Source organism: Vibrio sp. JPW-9-11-11 (genome assembly GCF_013369335.1).
Lineage (GTDB): Bacteria > Pseudomonadota > Gammaproteobacteria > Enterobacterales > Vibrionaceae > Vibrio.
The window spans coordinates 679,794-695,887 of record NZ_SZQJ01000005.1; the positions used below are offsets into that span (position 1 = coordinate 679,794).

The window sequence follows — 16,094 nt, forward strand, 5'->3', positions numbered from 1 at the left end:
ATAAACCATGCCAAATATTGTTTTAAGTCGCATTGATGAGCGCCTTGTGCACGGACAAGTCGGTGTGCAATGGGTAGGTTTTGCCAACGCAAATATCATCGTCGTCGTCAACGACGAAGTGGCGGAAGATTCCATTCAACAGCACTTGATGGAAATGGTGCTCGCCGACGGTATCGCGATCCGATTTTGGAGCGTACAGAAAACCATAGACACCATTCATAAAGCCGCTGACCGTCAACGTATTCTATTGGTATGCCGCACGCCAAAAGACTTCCGCCAATTGGTGGAAGGGGGCGTACCAATTAGCAATATCAACGTAGGTAACATGCACTACGTGGAAGGTAAAAAACAGATCGCCAAAACGGTGTCAGTGGATTCTGACGACCTGGCGGAGTTTGCACAATTAAAAGCGCGAGGTGTGGCTTGCACGATCCAGGGCGTGCCCACTGAAAGCGCAACAGACCTCTTTACTCTTATCTAAATATTAAGGACACCAATCATGGAAATAGGACTATTTCAGGCCTTGATGCTCGGCATTTTAGCCTTCTTCGCCGGCCTAGATTTATTTAACGGTCTCACCCACTTCCACCGTCCCGTAGTACTCGGTCCACTTGTCGGTCTTATTTTAGGCGACTTGCAAACTGGTATTTTGGTCGGCGGTACTCTAGAGCTGATCTGGATGGGCCTCGCCCCTCTCGCAGGAGCGCAGCCGCCCAATGTCATCATAGGTACCATAGTCGGAACGGCGTTTGCGATTACCACGCAAGTCGAGCCCAATGTCGCGGTTGGTGTCGCGGTGCCATTCGCGGTCGCGGTTCAAATGGGTATCACCCTACTCTTCTCGGCAATGTCCGCCGTGATGTCTAAGTGTGATGAATATGCACAAGCCGCCGACACCGACGGCATTGAACGTGTCAACTACACGGCTCTTGCCGTACTCGGGACGTTCTACTTCTTGTGCGCCTTTTTACCTGTCTATCTTGGTGCTGAGCACGCTGGAAAAATCGTTGAAGTCTTACCCAAAGACCTCATCGACGGCTTAGGCGTCGCCGGTGGCATCATGCCAGCGATTGGTTTTGCCGTACTAATGAAAATCATGATGAAGAACGCATACATCCCTTATTTCATCCTTGGCTTTGTCGCCGCAGCGTGGATCCAGCTACCCATCCTCGCGATTGCTGCCGCAGCGACTGCGATGGCGATTATCGACTTTATGCGCAAATCAGAACCCACCCCAGTAACAGCATCAGCAGAGGACTTTGAAGATGGTATCTAATGTAAGTAATGAACTCGACCTACGTGGACAAAACGCTGATGTGCAACCTGCACCCGGGGTGTCTTCTGACGAATACGAGAACAAAGAGATTGGCGCAGAGTTAACCAAAGCCGACATCAACCGAATGGCATGGCGTTCACTCTTATTGCAAGCGTCTTTCAACTACGAACGTATGCAGGCCTCCGGTTGGCTGTACGGCCTGATCCCAGCACTGAAGAAAATCCATACCAACAAGGCAGATCTGTCCAAAGCGATGCAAGGCCATATGGGTTTCTTCAACACTCACCCGTTCTTGGTGACATTCGTTATGGGCATCGTACTGGCGATGGAGCGCTCAAAGCAAAACATCAACAGTATCCAAAGCACCAAGATTGCCGTAGGTGCGCCCATGGGCGGTATCGGTGACGCCATGTTTTGGCTCACGCTACTGCCAATCTGTGGGGGCATCGGCGCTGACTTAGCTCTGCAAGGCTCCATTATGGGCGCGGTGTTCTTCTTCGTGCTGTTTAACGCGGTGCACTTTGGTCTGCGCTTTGGTCTTGCGCACTACGCCTACCGAATGGGGGTGGCGGCGATTCCGGTCATCAAGGCCAACACCAAGAAAGTCGGACACGCGGCTTCGATGGTCGGTATGACGGTGATTGGCGCATTGGTTGCCACTTACGTACGCCTATCTACAACCGCTGAAATCACCGCAGGCGACGCCGTGGTGAAACTACAGGGCGATGTTATCGACAAGTTGATGCCAGCGTTTTTACCTCTGGTTTACACCCTTACGATGTACGCCTTGGTGAAACGCGGCTGGAGCCCACTCAAGCTTATCGGTATCACGGTCATTCTTGGTGTGGCTGGTCGCTTTATGGGCTTCCTATAACCTTTACTTCCACACGCAGTATTGGGGCTGTTAAGTCAGCCCCTATAAGGATAAAAACATGATTGCAGTAATTCTTTCTGGCCACGGTGGGTTTGCATCGGGCATTGAGAAAGCGATTCACCAAGTGATTGGCGAACAGCAACAATTTATCGCATTGGACTTTCCTGAACAGTCCACCACGCAGCAACTTGAAGCGCAGATGCGCCAAGCGATACAAAATCTCGACTCCGGCGAAGGGGTGGTTTTTCTTACGGATCTGCTCGGTGGCACTCCTTTTCGTACCGCATCGCTACTCAGCCAAGAGCGCGAGGATATTCAAGTCGTGACCGGCACCAATCTACAAATGGCAGCCGAAATGCTGCTCGAGCGCGACGAGCTCACTCTTATCGAGTTTCGAGACCAAGCGGTTGAATGTGGTCATCGCGGAATCACCTCACTCGCGGCTGAAATGGCAGTGAAAGAGAACGCAGCGATAGTGGAAGAACATGATGGTATCTGAACCTCTTCGCTACCGAGCCCAAAGGGTATTGCACGGCGAGCATTGGCTAGATGACGCCGTGGTCACTGTTGTTGATGGCACCATTGACGCCATTGCACCTTTTGACCCACAGCAGTACGACGATTATACCGATTTAGGCCAAGTCAGCCTGATGCCGGGCTTAATTGACACCCATGTGCACGGTGCAAAAGGCTGTGATGTGATGGATGCAGAGCACAGCAGCTTAGACGCCATGTCTTGCTTTTTTGCCAGCCAAGGGGTCACCGCGTTTGTTGCCACAACGGTGACAGCGCCAGTCAGTAAAATTCGCGCAGCGCTGCAGCAAGTTGCCAAAAGCAAACAGCGCGGCGTACAAGGCGCTGAAATTCTTGGCGCATATTTGGAAGGGCCTTATTTCACCGAGAAACATCGCGGCGCTCATCCTATCGAATGGTTTAGAGAGCTATCTGTTGAAGAGCTAGATCAGTGGATTTCATACAGTGATAACCAGCTAATCACCTTGGCCCTTGCTCCAGAAAAACGGGGCGCGCTAAGCGCCATCCGCTACTTAAAGAAACAAGGTATTAAGGTCATGTTAGGCCATACCGATGCCAGCTATGACCAAGTCCAACAAGCGCTCGATGCGGGTGCGAGCGGCATCGTACATTGCTACAACGGCATGCGCGGACTCCACCACCGAGACCCCGGCGTCGTGGGCGCAGGCTTGTGTCATCCCAATAGTTACGTCGAAATGATCGCCGATGGCCATCATGTGCACCCTGGGGCAATTGATGTTGCCCACCGCTGCTGCGGCACGCGCATGACCTTGATCACCGACGCCATGTGCGCCGCGGGCATGCCTGACGGGCACTATACCCTTGGCGAGTACACCGTAGAAATGAAAGGCGGCGTAGTCACCACAAATACCGGTGGCCTTGCGGGCAGCACACTGACTTTACTCAACGCCGTCGCCAATATTCAGAACTGGCTCAATTTGCCACTCGAACAAGCGTGGTTGATGGCATCGTTAACGCCTGCGCACTCACTCAATTTACAACATCAACTCGGCACTCTGGAAGTGGGCAAACGCGCTTCCATGGTGGCGATTCACTCAGATTTCTCAATTGCAAAGACTTGGGTTAACGGACGTCTCGTATTCGATTGCGACGCAGTATCCAGTCAGGAGGCTTTATGTATCTAATCTCTTCTCGCGAAATGCTTAAACGTGCTCAACAAGGTGGTTACGCTGTACCAGCATTTAATATTCATAACTTAGAGACAGTGCAAGTGATTGTCGAAACCGCATCGGAAATGGGCTCACCCGTCATTTTGGCTGGCACACCAGGCACGTACGACTACGCCGGCACCGATTATCTGATCAGCATCTGCAAAGAAGCGGCGCACAAACACTCGATTCCATTAGTGCTGCATCTTGACCACCATGAAGACTTGCAAGACATCCGCAATAAAGTCGAACACGGTATCCGCTCAGTGATGATTGATGGCTCTCACCATGCGTTCGATCAAAACATCGACATCGTTCGTTCTGTGGTCGAGTACTGTAATCGCTACGATGCCAGCGTTGAAGCCGAACTCGGCCGCTTGGGAGGACAGGAAGATGACTTGATTGTCGACTCTGCTGACGCCCTGATGACCGACCCCGCTTCCGCTGCAGAGTTTGTCCGCCGCACTGGTATCGACTCCCTGGCCGTCGCAATTGGTACCGCGCACGGTCTTTATAAAGCAGAGCCCAAGTTAGATTTTGCACGCTTAGAGAAAATCCGCTCGGTGGTCGATATTCCACTGGTGCTGCACGGCGCGTCTGGCGTGCCAGAGGAGATGGTGCGCCGTTGTATTGAGCTAGGTGTGTGCAAAGTCAATGTCGCGACTGAGCTGAAAATCGCGTTTTCAAATGCGGTCAAACAGCACTTCTGTGAAAACCCAGATGCTAACGATCCACGTAAGTACATCACCCCGGGCAAAGCGGCGATGAAACAAGTCGTGATGGATAAGATTTATATGTGTGGCAGTGAAGGGAAGTTATAGCCAACATTGTTCGCCATTTTCAGTTAACACCTCCCCCCTATGATGGTGTGTTAAGGAGCCTTAGTCAGGCTCCTTTTTTTTATACAGACTCGCTAAACAATCGGCCGTTGGCCTCGATCGATCAGCTTCATCAGCACGTTGTCTGCGGCTTCGCCGGCAATGCCTGCCAGTTTAGACGCCAGTTTTTTCTTCTCAACGTAATGAATCGCCAATACGGTTTTGTCTTTGCACGCTTCCACGACAATGTCGTCTGAGGTTTTAATTTCATCGACTAAACCCAGCTCGTGTGCTTGAGTACCAAACCAGTGCTCGCCAGTGGCGACTTTATCCAAGTCCAGATCTGGGCGGTGGTCACGAATAAAATTCTTAAACAGGCCATGGGTTTCTTCCAACTCTTGTTTAAATTTTTCGCGTGCTTTATCGGTGTTTTCGCCAAACATAGTCAGAGTACGTTTGTATTCCCCTGCAGTGAGCTGCTCATACTCAATGTCGTATTTTTTCAGTACTTTATTAAAGTTAGGAAGTTGGGCAATCACACCAATCGAGCCGACAATCGCAAACGGCGCCGAGACAACATTATCGGCGATACAGGCCATCATGTAACCGCCACTGGCCGCGACTTTATCCACCGCAATCGTCAAGGTCAGGCCTGCGGCTTTAATGCGATCGAGTTGCGACGATGCCAAGCCGTAGCCGTGCACCATACCGCCGCCAGACTCAAGGCGCAGTAGCACCTCATCGCCTTCACGCGCCACAGCTAGAATCGCGGTCACTTCTTCACGTAGCGACGCAACCTCTTTGGCATCAATGCTGCCTTTAAAGTCGAGCACAAACAGGTGTGGTTCGCGTTTGCTCTCTAAGTCGCCCTGTTTCGCCGCTTGCTTAATTTCTTTCTCGCGGGTTTTGTTTTTCTCTTTGTCGAGCTTTTTCTCGGCTTTGTCACGCGCTTTAATAAACGCGCTGTCGTGCAGGTGGTGTTCAAGCTGCTCTACCGTCTGCTTGTGCTGCTCGGTTAGGTTGATGATTTCCAGTTCGCCTTTCGCCGCACCACTCTTGCCGCCTACTGCTTTCGCTATCACTAAAATCGCGATAATCGCGACTACGACAGTCACAATCTTGGCCAAAAACAGCCCATAGTCTAATAAAAATTCCAATGTGGTTATCCTCTCATGTGCGAATTAGTGTATTGTAACCACCAACTTATGGATTCATAAAGCAGATCATTACAAAAGGATACACATCGTGGAATATGCTGTTTCTTCAGATGCCCTAAAAGGTAAAGTCATTCTCGTCACAGGTGCAGGAGCAGGCATCGGTAAACAAGCGGCACTCTCTTACGCCGAGCATGGTGCGACTGTGATTCTACTCGGTCGTACCGTGAAAAAACTGGAACAGACTTATGATGAAATTGAAGCGGCGGGCTACCCGCAACCTGCGATCATTCCGCTCGATATGAAAGGCGCGACCAAACAAAATTACCTCGATATGGCCGACACCATTGAAGGGCAATTTGGTCGTTTAGACGGCGTACTCCACAATGCCAGCTTACTTGGCGTGATCAGCCCATTTGATCAAATTGGTGAAGACACGTACGACGACATCATGCAGGTGAATGTTAAAGCGCAGTTTTTGATGACCCAAGCACTGCTGCCACTTTTGCATAAATCGGACGATGCACGGATTATCTTCACCTCGTCGACAGTGGGCCATAGCGGCCGTGCTTTCTGGGGCACCTACGCAATGTCTAAATTTGCCACTGAAGGCATGATGCAAGTCCTCGCCGATGAACTCAGCGACACCAAGATTCGTGTTAACGCGATTAACCCTGGCGCTACTCGCACCGCGATGCGTGCTAAAGCCTACCCTGCCGAAGATACCGAGTTGCTCAAAACGCCACAACAGATCATGCCGCTGTATCTCTACTTGATGGCGCCGGAAGGTCAAACCATCAATGGTCAGTGTATTGATGCGCAACCGAAAAAATAGCCGCTAAACCTTTTTTATAAATAACAACGCCTTGTGTCAGCTTTTAGCCAACACAAGGCGTTTTTGTTTCCACTCGATCTTTTCTCTCCTTGCTGATCATAGATAATTAATTATACTGTACATATATACAGGTATTTTGTTATGTATGAATTAATCGAAACTCTTAAGCAGAAACAATGGCTTTGGCAAGGTAGTCAAACCCCTGAGTCAGCAGAGCATAACCCGACTGGCTACGATCTTCTTGATCGTAAATTACAAGGCGGCTTTCCAAAGCATGGCGTGGTTGAACTGCAAGGGGCAACCGGCATTGGGGAGCTACGCTTATTGCTACCACACCTGAAAATCACCAGTCAGCAACGTTTATCGGTCTTTATTCAGCCTCCTGGCTATTTATGTGCTGAACAACTGGCGAATGAAGGATTGGATTGCAACCAACTACTGATTATCTATCCGAAAAGCGATAAGCAAGCATTATGGGCAGCAGAGCAGTGCCTACGCTCTGGTGCGTGTAGCAATGTATTGCTGTGGCATCCCGAACTTGAAGTGCATCAAGCTCGACGACTGCAAATCGCGAGTGAATATGGTCACAGCTTGCAGTTCTTATTTAAAACCGCGAATAAGAGCCTATTTTCGCTGCCTGTTAGCTTAAGTATGACCTTGCTACCGCACGCATTGGGTATTGAAGTCACCATTACCAAACGTAAAGGCGGCTGGCCGCAAGGCAGCTTTGTGGTCGAATTGGGCTCACAATGGCCAAGTTTGACTCTGCGACCACAAAACCCAGTGGTGATCCCTTTCCCGCTTCGTCAACAAGGTTAATTATGCACAGTTGGATCTACCTTCACTTTGCCACCTTGCAGCTCGACGCCCTGTTTACCGAGCAGCAAAACTTACCGATCGCGATTGTCGACAACCAACAATTTAGGATTGTGCAGTGCAATCTCTTAGCACAGCAGCAAGGTATCCAAGTCGGCATGGGGTTAGGCAGCGCCAGTGCCCTGTGTCATAATTTACAAGTTCACCCCTATGATGCCGAGACAGAGCAGCAAACCTTGCTCAATATCGCTCAGTGGCTATATATGGTGACCTCTGATATCGGCCTATTTCCCCCTCAGGGTGTGTTACTTAAAGTCACCAATATGCTGTCACTCTATGGTGACATAACCACTTATTGGCAAAAGGTGTCGCGGCACCTTAAATCTCTGGATCTCAATTACCACTATGCCAGTGGCTTTTCTCCGCTCTCGGCGATGTTGCTCGCTAAATCGGCCACAAATCACATTACGCTGGATAAGGAGCAGCTGATTAAAAAAGTCGGCCGCTTTCCTCTCAGTGCCACGGAGTTAACCAGTAAGCAGATTGATACACTACAACGGGTCGGCATTGATAAATTAAGCGATCTCCTCGCGACGCCGATGCCAGAGCTTGCACGCCGCTTTGATATTGAGCTGGTCAACTATATTGGGCGCTTAATGGGGCAATTTAAACATCCTATCGACTTCTATCATCCACCCGAGCAATTTGAACGCTATCGAGAGCTACTGTTCGATATCGAAACTATTCAGTGGCTCGAAAAACCACTGCGGACGTTGTTAGATCAATTGGAAGCGTTTCTTACCCTGCGCAATCACGTAGCATACGAACTGGAGTTGATACTTGAACAACGCGATCACGCCGATGCTTCACTGCGCTTCTACTCTGCCAGTGGTGACTACCTTGCGACGCGCTGGATGACCTTATGCCAACTCACCATGGAATCACTGCAACTAGAGGCACCCGTTCAAGGATTAACATTGCGCTTAATACGTGGAGGGGAGTTAGAGTCGAATAGCCCAGACCTATTTAATGGCCAGCAAGAGGCGCAGAGTGAACTTGAACTGATCGGGTTACTGCAGGCCAAGCTCGGCAACGATCAGGTATGCAAAATCGCCCCCAACCATGACCCACGACCAGAAAAAGCCACATTACTGTGTGAACCTACCCAATCAATACCGCCCCCAACTGCCACACAGCGGCTACGCCCTACTTTTCTTCTCGCTCAGCCACAGCCCTTAACGGAACAAGTCCAGTTCCAATTAGGGCCGGAGCGTATTGTGGCGGGTTGGTGGGACGGTGACGATATCACCCGCGATTACTTTATTGCTCGCAGTTGTGAAGGGCGCTGGCTATGGGTGTTTCGCAACCAAAACCAGCATTGGTTTGTCCACGGTTTGTTCAGTTAATTAGGAGAGACTGATGGCTTATGCAGAACTGTTCTGCCAAAGTAATTTTTCGTTTTTGACTGGCGCCTCTCACGCTCAAGAGCTGATTTTACAGGCGGATTTTTTACGTTATCGCGCACTAGCGATTACCGACGAGTGTTCAGTCGCTGGGGTCGTTAGGGCGTATAGCACCATCCAACAGCAGCAACTCAATATCAACCTGATTATTGGCAGCATGTTTTGGCTCAACTCACAGTGCCAAGTGGTGCTACTTTGTCCTAATCGGGCGGCTTATGCGGAACTCTGTCGTATCATTACCAATGCGCGCCGTCGCTGTGATAAAGGCGCTTACCAGTTGTCTGAGTGGGATTTAATGTCGATTAAACACTGCTTGTTGCTCTGGTTACCTAGCCATACTCGCAGTGATGACCAATGGGGGCTGTGGCTAACACAGCACCATAATCACCGCTTATGGATCGGCTTACAGCGACACTTAGCCGCCGATGATCACGCGTATATCACCCATTGCCAACGCTTAGCTCGCGAACTGGGTTTACCCATCACCGCCTGTGGTGGGGTTTTGATGCACACCGCAACACGTCTTCCCCTTCAGCACACGTTAAGCGCCATCAAACATGGTTGCACCGTTGAAGAACTTGCGGAAAAGCGACTGACCAATAGCGAACGCTGTCTTCGCAGCCAAGAAAAGTTGGCCAAGCTATTCAAACCAGAGTGGCGCCAAGAAAGCGTGAATATTGCTCAGCGTTGCCGTTTCTGCTTGAGTGAACTGCAATATGAATACCCCAGCGAGCTCGTCCCTGATGGCTATACACCAATCAGTTACCTAAAAGCGCTGGTCGAAAAAGGCAAACAGACACGGTTTAAACAAGGCGTGCCTGCCGAGATTCAAGCCACCATAGATAAAGAGCTAGCGCTAATAGAAGAACTCAATTACCCATTTTATTTTTTAACCATTCACGACATAGTGATGTTTGCCAAACAGCAAGGCATTCTCTATCAAGGGCGAGGCTCCGCTGCCAATTCTGTGGTGTGCTATTGCCTTGAAATTACCTCTGTCGATCCAAGACAAATTTCAGTGTTATTCGAACGCTTTATTAGCAAGGAACGCGATGAGCCGCCCGATATTGATGTCGATTTTGAGCATGAACGCCGCGAAGAAGTGATTCAATATATCTACCAAAAATACGGCCGAGAGAGAGCGGCTCTAGCCGCGACGGTGATTTCGTATCGCTTCAAAAGTGCCGTACGCGATGTCGGCAAAGCGCTTGGCATCGAAGAGAGTCAACTCGACTATTTTATTAAAAATGTGAACCGCCGCGACCGTACGCAAGGCTGGCAGTCGCAAATCGTGCAACTCGGGCTTGAGCCAGATTCACTCAAAGGTGAACAATTTATCCACCTGGTTGATGAATTACTCGGCTTTCCTCGTCACCTTTCTCAACATGTAGGGGGCTTTGTTATTGCCGCTGGGCCACTCTACGAGCTGGTCCCAATCGAGAACGCCGCAATGGCTGACCGGACAGTGATCCAATGGGACAAAGACGACTTAGAAGCGCTCAAGCTCCTCAAAGTTGATGTGTTGGCCCTAGGAATGCTCACTGCGATTCGTAAATGTTTTGCTTTGATCGCGCACCACCACCAGCGCTCGCTCTCCATTGCCGATATTACCCGCCTGCAAGACGATCCTAAGGTTTATCGCATGATTCAACAGGCCGATACCGTGGGGGTGTTTCAGATTGAGTCGCGCGCTCAGATGAGCATGCTACCGAGACTCAAGCCCAAAACCTACTATGACTTAGTGGTGCAAATTGCCATTGTTCGCCCAGGTCCGATTCAAGGCGATATGGTGCATCCGTTTTTAAAACGTCGTGATGGTATTGAGCCTGTCACCTACCCTTCTAAGGAAGTCGAACAGGTGCTTGAGCGCACTATGGGCGTGCCTATTTTTCAAGAGCAAGTAATAAAACTGGCGATGGTTGCCGCTGGCTTTAGCGGAGGTGAGGCAGATCAATTACGCCGGGCGATGGCGGCTTGGAAAAAAAACGGCGATCTAGTCAAGTTCAAGACCAAACTGATCGACGGTATGCTCAGTCGCGGTTATCAATTAGATTTTGCCGAGCGTATTTTTGACCAGATTCTCGGTTTTGGTGAATATGGCTTTCCTGAAAGTCATTCAGCCTCCTTTGCGGTGCTTGCCTACTGCTCTGCATGGTTAAAGTATTACTATCCTCATATCTTTTACACCTCGTTACTGAATAGCCTCCCTATGGGGTTTTACAGCGCATCACAACTCATCCAAGATGCGCAGCGTCATAAGGTCTCTATCCTGCCCATTTGTGTCAACGCATCAGGCTACCACCACCAAGTAGTAGGCGAACCAGGTCAATGGTCGATTCGACTTGGTCTTCGCCAAATTAAAGGGTTAAGCCAGCAGAGCGCCAAACAGCTGCTGCGAGCTCGTCAGGGTGGAGCATTTCAGCACATCAACCAGCTCAAGCAATGCGGTCTAACACGTCGAGATATTGAGCTGCTAGCCTCAGCGAATGCAATGCATAGTTTCAGCGACAATCGTTACCAAACCCGCTGGGCAATGATGGACACGCTCTCAGAGTTACCGTTATTTCAGCAGCTTGAAGAGACGCCACAACCAGCGCTTCGCCCGCCAAGCGAAAGCCAGACTCTCCTAGAAGATTATGCCTCAACCGGCCTCTCACTCGCCAAGCACCCCATTACATTACTGGATGAAGCGGGTATGCTCGGCCGTTTTACCCGGTTACGAGACTTAGCCCAGCAGCGCGATAAAGCTTTGGTGACGGTCACCGGCGTAGTCACCGGCAAACAATCTCCTGGCACCGCTGCCGGAGTGACCTTTTTTACTCTCGAAGACGATACCGGAAATATTAATGTTGTAGTTTGGAAAGCGACCGCTCGCGCGCAGAAAGAGGCTTATCTGACCGCGAAAATATTGCAAGTAAAAGGGATTTTGGAGAAAGAAGGCGAAGTACAACACGTGATTGCCGGACGACTTGTCGACATAAGCGATAAACTGCATGGACTGACTAGTAAATCGAGAGATTTCCATTAATAAAAAAGAGAGCCGAAGCTCTCTTTAGAATCTAACCCTGTTAGCTGAGCACATCTCTCAATCTATCTTGTGCGACCTCGACCAAGAGATCTGGCTGGAACTTGGAAATAAATCGATCACAGCCGACTTTCTTCACCATGGCTTCATTAAAACTACCACTGAGTGAAGTATTGAGAGTGACAAACAGATCTTTCATTCTTGGATCGCTACGAACTTCATGGGTCAGCTTGTAGCCATCCATTTCCGGCATTTCAGCGTCAGTGATCATCAGCAGCAAGTCCTCGACCACATTTTTTCCTTCGTCACACCAAGATTTGAGTAACTTGAGCGCTTCAAGACCATCTTCACATTCAATAATGTTCAAACCAAGTTGGGAAAGTGTTCCACGTACTTGAGCACGCGCCGTAGACGAGTCATCGACGATTAGGACATTACGCCCCACCATTTCATTGACAAGATCTTGGTCCAATACCCCTTCAGAAATTGAAATGTCATAATCGATAATTTGTGCCAACACCTTTTCGACATCAATTATTTCGACGATCTCACTTTGTTTCCCGTCTTTGACTTGAGTGATCGCGGTCAGGTAGTTGGCGCGTCCGGCCGTTTTCGGCGGCGGCTGAATTTCGGTCCATGCGGTATTGACGATATTTCGCACTTGACCAACCAAGAACCCCTGAATAGTGCGGTTATATTCAGTGATGATGAGGTTTTCTTCCTGATTTTCTAACCGGGAAGGTGGGAAACCAATCGCCGCACGCAAATCAATGATAGGCACCGATACTCCACGCAACGAAGCCACTCCGGTAATGTGATGGTGCGAGCCAGGCATCTTAGTCAGTGGCGGAACTTTAATCACTTCGCGGACTTTAAACACGTTAATCGCGAATAGTTGTCTGCTGTTGAGGCTGAATAACAACAACTCTAGGCGGTTTTCACCCACCAAATTTGTTCGTTGGTCGACGGTATTTAAAACTCCAGACATACTATTTCTCAACCAGTGTAGATATAACAAAAATAGTCTATCGCAAGACTAAGATAAAAAAATAAACCCATATATCGTTTAAGATTATATGGGTTTATTGCAAAGATAAAGGAGAGCTACTGCTAAGAAAGCATTATCCTTCGATAACCTTCATTAATAGCAAGCCATCGTAGAGTGCTTGTTTAATCAAAGCAGCGCCTGGCATTGTCGCCTGTTTATAAAAACGAGACTCAACCAGCTCTAAATCTTGATGATAAACAGGCAGACTCTGCTCTTCGATACAGGTTTGAATCGCAGGATAGAGGATCGCTTTCGCTTGGTTGATGACCCCGCCGATAAGCACTTTCTCAGGGTTAAATAGATTGATCACTATCGCAATCGCTGAGCCTAAATAGCGGCCAAGCTTTTCTACCACGTCGACAGCCAAAGGATCGCCATTCGCGGCGGCTTCACAAATATCCTCAACCGAAATTTCTTCAATTTCAGCCAACGATGAGGGCTCGCCTTGCGCGATACGCTCACTGACTTCATTGCGGATCGCCTGTGAACTGGCGACGGTTTCTAGACAGCCTCGGTTACCACAGTGACAGAGCTTACCGTTCGGGTCGATTTGAATATGCCCAAGTTCACCGATGTTACCGTGACGCCCTTGTAAAACGCGGCCATCGAGCACAATGCCTGCACCTAAACCATGGTGTATTGAGATCAAGACCGAGTTTTCGTTTTCTTGTGAATGTCCAAACAACTTTTCGGCCAGCGCCCATGCTCGGGTGTCATTGGCAATAAAAACCGGTAAGCCAGTGGCTTTATAGATTTCAGGCCCTAAGTGTAAATTCTCAACATTATAGTGCGGCATCTGTAATACCACGCCCTGTTCCGAATTCACCAAACCTGGCAGAGTAATCGCAATACTGGTAACGCGATCGAGCTGATCAGAATAGGTTTGAAAAAATTCATCAATCTCATGCAGAAGGCGTGCTAGTACGTCGTCTTGGTCTACTTCGTGAATATCGATTTTCGTGTCGATCAACACATCGCCACCAAGTTCGTGCAGTGCGATGGTGAGGTAACCACGCCCTAAGCGCATAGAGAGAAACTGCCAGCCTTCGTTATTGACTTGTAAGCCAACCGCTGGTCGGCCACGACTGGTCGCCTCTTGCACCGTCGTTTCGTGGATCAGGTGCGCCTCGATGAGCTCACGAGTGATTTTGGTGATACTCGCCGGGGCAAGCTCACTTTGCTTCGAGAGATCTATTCGAGAAATAGGACCTTTTTGATCAATGAGTTTATATACACGGCCAGCATTGACCTGCTTGATGTGATCAATATGGCCAGGTTGAGCCATGTACATAGAGTGCTCCGAATATCAATAACCTGGTAATTTTTTTACTTTGCGAAGTAATTGTGAAGAGCTTTGATGAATCGCCGTGACAAGGGTCACGTATAAACATGTTTGTTTGTGTTCCGAATCAAATAGCGGACGCTTAGTCACAAATCACATTGTATTTTTTTGCGTAAATAATTATGTCTCAAATCACGCTTCTCACGCTTAAACAGCGCTCATCGGCCATTTACAAAACGAGATGCGAACGCGGGTATATACTTAAGCGTATCGACACGTTTCACTCGCTAGACAACACGGTGTACGTCGGAGCGCGACTGACACTGCGCAGATTCATATCAAGGAGAACCGAATGACTGCCATCCAAAGAAGAACAAAAATTGTTTCAACACTTGGGCCTTCAACCGACAAACCGGGTGTACTTGAATCTATTCTCGAAGCTGGCGTGAACGTCGTACGCATGAACTTTTCCCACGGCACAGCCGACGATCATCGCCAGCGTGCCACTCGCGTGCGCAATATCGCCGCTAAGCTCGGCACACATGTGGCTATTTTGGGCGACCTTCAAGGGCCTAAAATTCGTGTATCAACCTTTAAGGAAGGCAAAGTACAACTCAACATCGGCGACATTTTTACCCTAGACAGTGCATTACCCGCAGGACAAGGAGATAAAGATGCGGTCGGCCTCGACTATAAAGCGCTACCAGACGACGTTTCAACAGGCGATATCCTGCTGCTCGATGATGGACGCGTGCAGCTTCAAGTCGTGGGTGTCAGCGGCAGTCAAGTTAGGACAAAAGTAACCATTGGTGGTGCGTTATCTAATAATAAAGGCATCAACAAAAAAGGCGGCGGCCTCTCAGCCGAAGCACTCACCGAAAAAGATAAGCTCGACATAAAACTCGCCGCCGAGTTGAAAGTCGATTATTTGGCCGTCTCCTTCCCACGCAATGGCGAAGATATGAAATACGCCCGCCGCCTAGCAACCGATGCTGGTTTACAAGCCCGTCTAGTGGCTAAAGTTGAGCGCGCCGAAACCGTCGCGACCCCTGAAAATATTGATGACATTATTCTTGCCTCTGATGCCGTTATGGTGGCACGAGGCGATCTTGGAGTCGAGATCGGCGATCCGGAGTTAATTGGCGTCCAAAAACAACTGATCCGCCGAGCTCGTTCACTCAACCGTACTGTGATCACAGCGACTCAAATGATGGAGTCGATGATGGAAAACCCCATGCCGACACGCGCCGAGGTTATGGATGTAGCCAATGCGGTACTCGACGGCACAGACGCGGTTATGCTGTCGGGGGAAACCGCCGCGGGTAAATACCCGCTCGAAACCGTACGTTCCATGGCTGAGGTGTGCTTAGGCGCTGAGAAAATGGCCGCGATCAACCGCTCTGGTTATCGAATGGACTCGGTATTTGAAACTGGTGAAGAAACCATTGCGATGTCGACGATGTTTGCAGCCAATCATATGCGCGGCGTAAAAGGCATAGTCACACTCACAGAGTCGGGACGCACCGCACTAATGATGTCGCGTCTCAGCTCTGGTCTTCCTATTTTTGCTCTATCACGCAACGAAAGCACTTTGAATCTCTCTGCGCTCTATCGCGGGGTATTTCCAGTCTTTTTCCACGACAAATCGGACACAGGGCTTGCGACGGCGCAAGCGGCTGTCGCCACACTCAAACAGCGTGGGTTACTTGATGACGGAGACTTAGTCATCATTACTCAAGGGGATGTGATGGACGTGGTGGGCTCAACCAACTGTATGCGGATACTTGCCGCCTAATGACC

General features: G+C 49.5%; 14 protein-coding genes. 11 read left to right on the top strand and 3 right to left on the bottom strand.

Annotation, left to right across the window (positions count from 1 at the left end):
• The first annotated feature begins 7 nt into the window (after nucleotides 1-7).
• The 6 genes from agaV to FCU94_RS08800 are packed head-to-tail and all read left to right on the top strand — an operon-like array spanning nucleotide 8 to nucleotide 4,674.
• Nucleotides 8-481 carry a PTS N-acetylgalactosamine transporter subunit IIB gene (gene agaV / locus FCU94_RS08775; RefSeq protein ID WP_176288158.1) on the top strand — a complete coding sequence of 158 codons (474 nt, stop codon included), beginning with the start codon at nucleotides 8-10 and terminating at the stop codon, nucleotides 479-481.
• An 18-nt stretch (nucleotides 482-499) separates the two neighbouring features.
• Nucleotides 500-1,276: a PTS N-acetylgalactosamine transporter subunit IIC gene (gene agaW, locus FCU94_RS08780; protein ID WP_176288159.1), complete on the top strand. Its 777-nt coding sequence runs from the start codon at nucleotides 500-502 to the stop codon at nucleotides 1,274-1,276.
• A complete protein-coding gene (agaE, locus tag FCU94_RS08785) occupies nucleotides 1,266-2,150 on the top strand; it encodes a PTS N-acetylgalactosamine transporter subunit IID (protein ID WP_176288160.1) in 885 nt (294 codons plus the stop codon). The genes agaW and agaE overlap by 11 nt, the downstream gene beginning before the upstream one ends.
• Before the next feature lie 58 nt (nucleotides 2,151-2,208).
• Nucleotides 2,209-2,649: a PTS galactosamine/N-acetylgalactosamine transporter subunit IIA gene (agaF, locus tag FCU94_RS08790; protein ID WP_176288161.1), complete on the top strand. Its 441-nt coding sequence runs from the start codon at nucleotides 2,209-2,211 to the stop codon at nucleotides 2,647-2,649.
• On the top strand, nucleotides 2,639-3,829 hold the full coding sequence (gene nagA / locus FCU94_RS08795; RefSeq protein WP_176288363.1) for an N-acetylglucosamine-6-phosphate deacetylase: 1,191 nt from the start codon (nucleotides 2,639-2,641) through the stop codon (nucleotides 3,827-3,829). Before agaF ends, nagA begins: the two co-directional genes overlap by 11 nt.
• A complete protein-coding gene (locus FCU94_RS08800) occupies nucleotides 3,820-4,674 on the top strand; it encodes a tagatose bisphosphate family class II aldolase (RefSeq protein ID WP_176288162.1) in 855 nt (284 codons plus the stop codon). The genes nagA and FCU94_RS08800 overlap by 10 nt, the downstream gene beginning before the upstream one ends.
• A 92-nt stretch (nucleotides 4,675-4,766) precedes the next feature.
• On the opposite strand, the gene sohB is transcribed toward FCU94_RS08800, so the two are convergent.
• On the bottom strand, nucleotides 4,767-5,828 hold the full coding sequence (gene sohB / locus FCU94_RS08805; protein WP_176288163.1) for a protease SohB: 1,062 nt from the start codon (nucleotides 5,826-5,828) through the stop codon (nucleotides 4,767-4,769).
• A gap of 88 nt (nucleotides 5,829-5,916) precedes the next feature.
• On the opposite strand from sohB, the gene FCU94_RS08810 reads away from it, so the two are divergent.
• From FCU94_RS08810 to FCU94_RS08825, 4 genes are all read left to right on the top strand, one after another.
• Complete coding sequence (locus tag FCU94_RS08810; RefSeq protein ID WP_176288164.1) at nucleotides 5,917-6,660, top strand: YciK family oxidoreductase; 744 nt, start codon at nucleotides 5,917-5,919, stop codon at nucleotides 6,658-6,660.
• A gap of 141 nt (nucleotides 6,661-6,801) precedes the next feature.
• Nucleotides 6,802-7,479, top strand: coding sequence for a translesion DNA synthesis-associated protein ImuA (gene imuA / locus FCU94_RS08815; protein WP_176288165.1), 678 nt, complete (start codon nucleotides 6,802-6,804; stop codon nucleotides 7,477-7,479).
• 2 nt (nucleotides 7,480-7,481) lie between these two features.
• The gene (locus FCU94_RS08820) at nucleotides 7,482-8,882 is read left to right on the top strand and encodes a Y-family DNA polymerase (RefSeq protein WP_176288166.1); all 1,401 of its coding nucleotides are present in this window, start codon (nucleotides 7,482-7,484) and stop codon (nucleotides 8,880-8,882) included.
• Between the two features lie 13 nt (nucleotides 8,883-8,895).
• On the top strand, nucleotides 8,896-11,967 hold the full coding sequence (locus FCU94_RS08825) for an error-prone DNA polymerase (RefSeq protein WP_176288167.1): 3,072 nt from the start codon (nucleotides 8,896-8,898) through the stop codon (nucleotides 11,965-11,967).
• 40 nt (nucleotides 11,968-12,007) lie between these two features.
• On the opposite strand, the gene FCU94_RS08830 is transcribed toward FCU94_RS08825, so the two are convergent.
• Together FCU94_RS08830 and mlc are read right to left on the bottom strand one after the other, a co-directional pair.
• Nucleotides 12,008-12,952 carry a chemotaxis protein CheV gene (locus tag FCU94_RS08830; protein ID WP_176288168.1) on the bottom strand — a complete coding sequence of 315 codons (945 nt, stop codon included), beginning with the start codon at nucleotides 12,950-12,952 and terminating at the stop codon, nucleotides 12,008-12,010.
• Nucleotides 12,953-13,085: 133 nt separating this feature from the next.
• Nucleotides 13,086-14,303, bottom strand: a complete 1,218-nt coding sequence (gene mlc / locus FCU94_RS08835; protein ID WP_176288169.1) for a sugar metabolism global transcriptional regulator Mlc — start codon at nucleotides 14,301-14,303, stop codon at nucleotides 13,086-13,088.
• Between the two features lie 343 nt (nucleotides 14,304-14,646).
• Here mlc and pyk point away from each other — a divergent pair, with 343 nt between their 5' ends.
• A complete protein-coding gene (pyk, locus tag FCU94_RS08840) occupies nucleotides 14,647-16,089 on the top strand; it encodes a pyruvate kinase (protein ID WP_176288170.1) in 1,443 nt (480 codons plus the stop codon).
• Nucleotides 16,090-16,094: the final 5 nt, after the last annotated feature.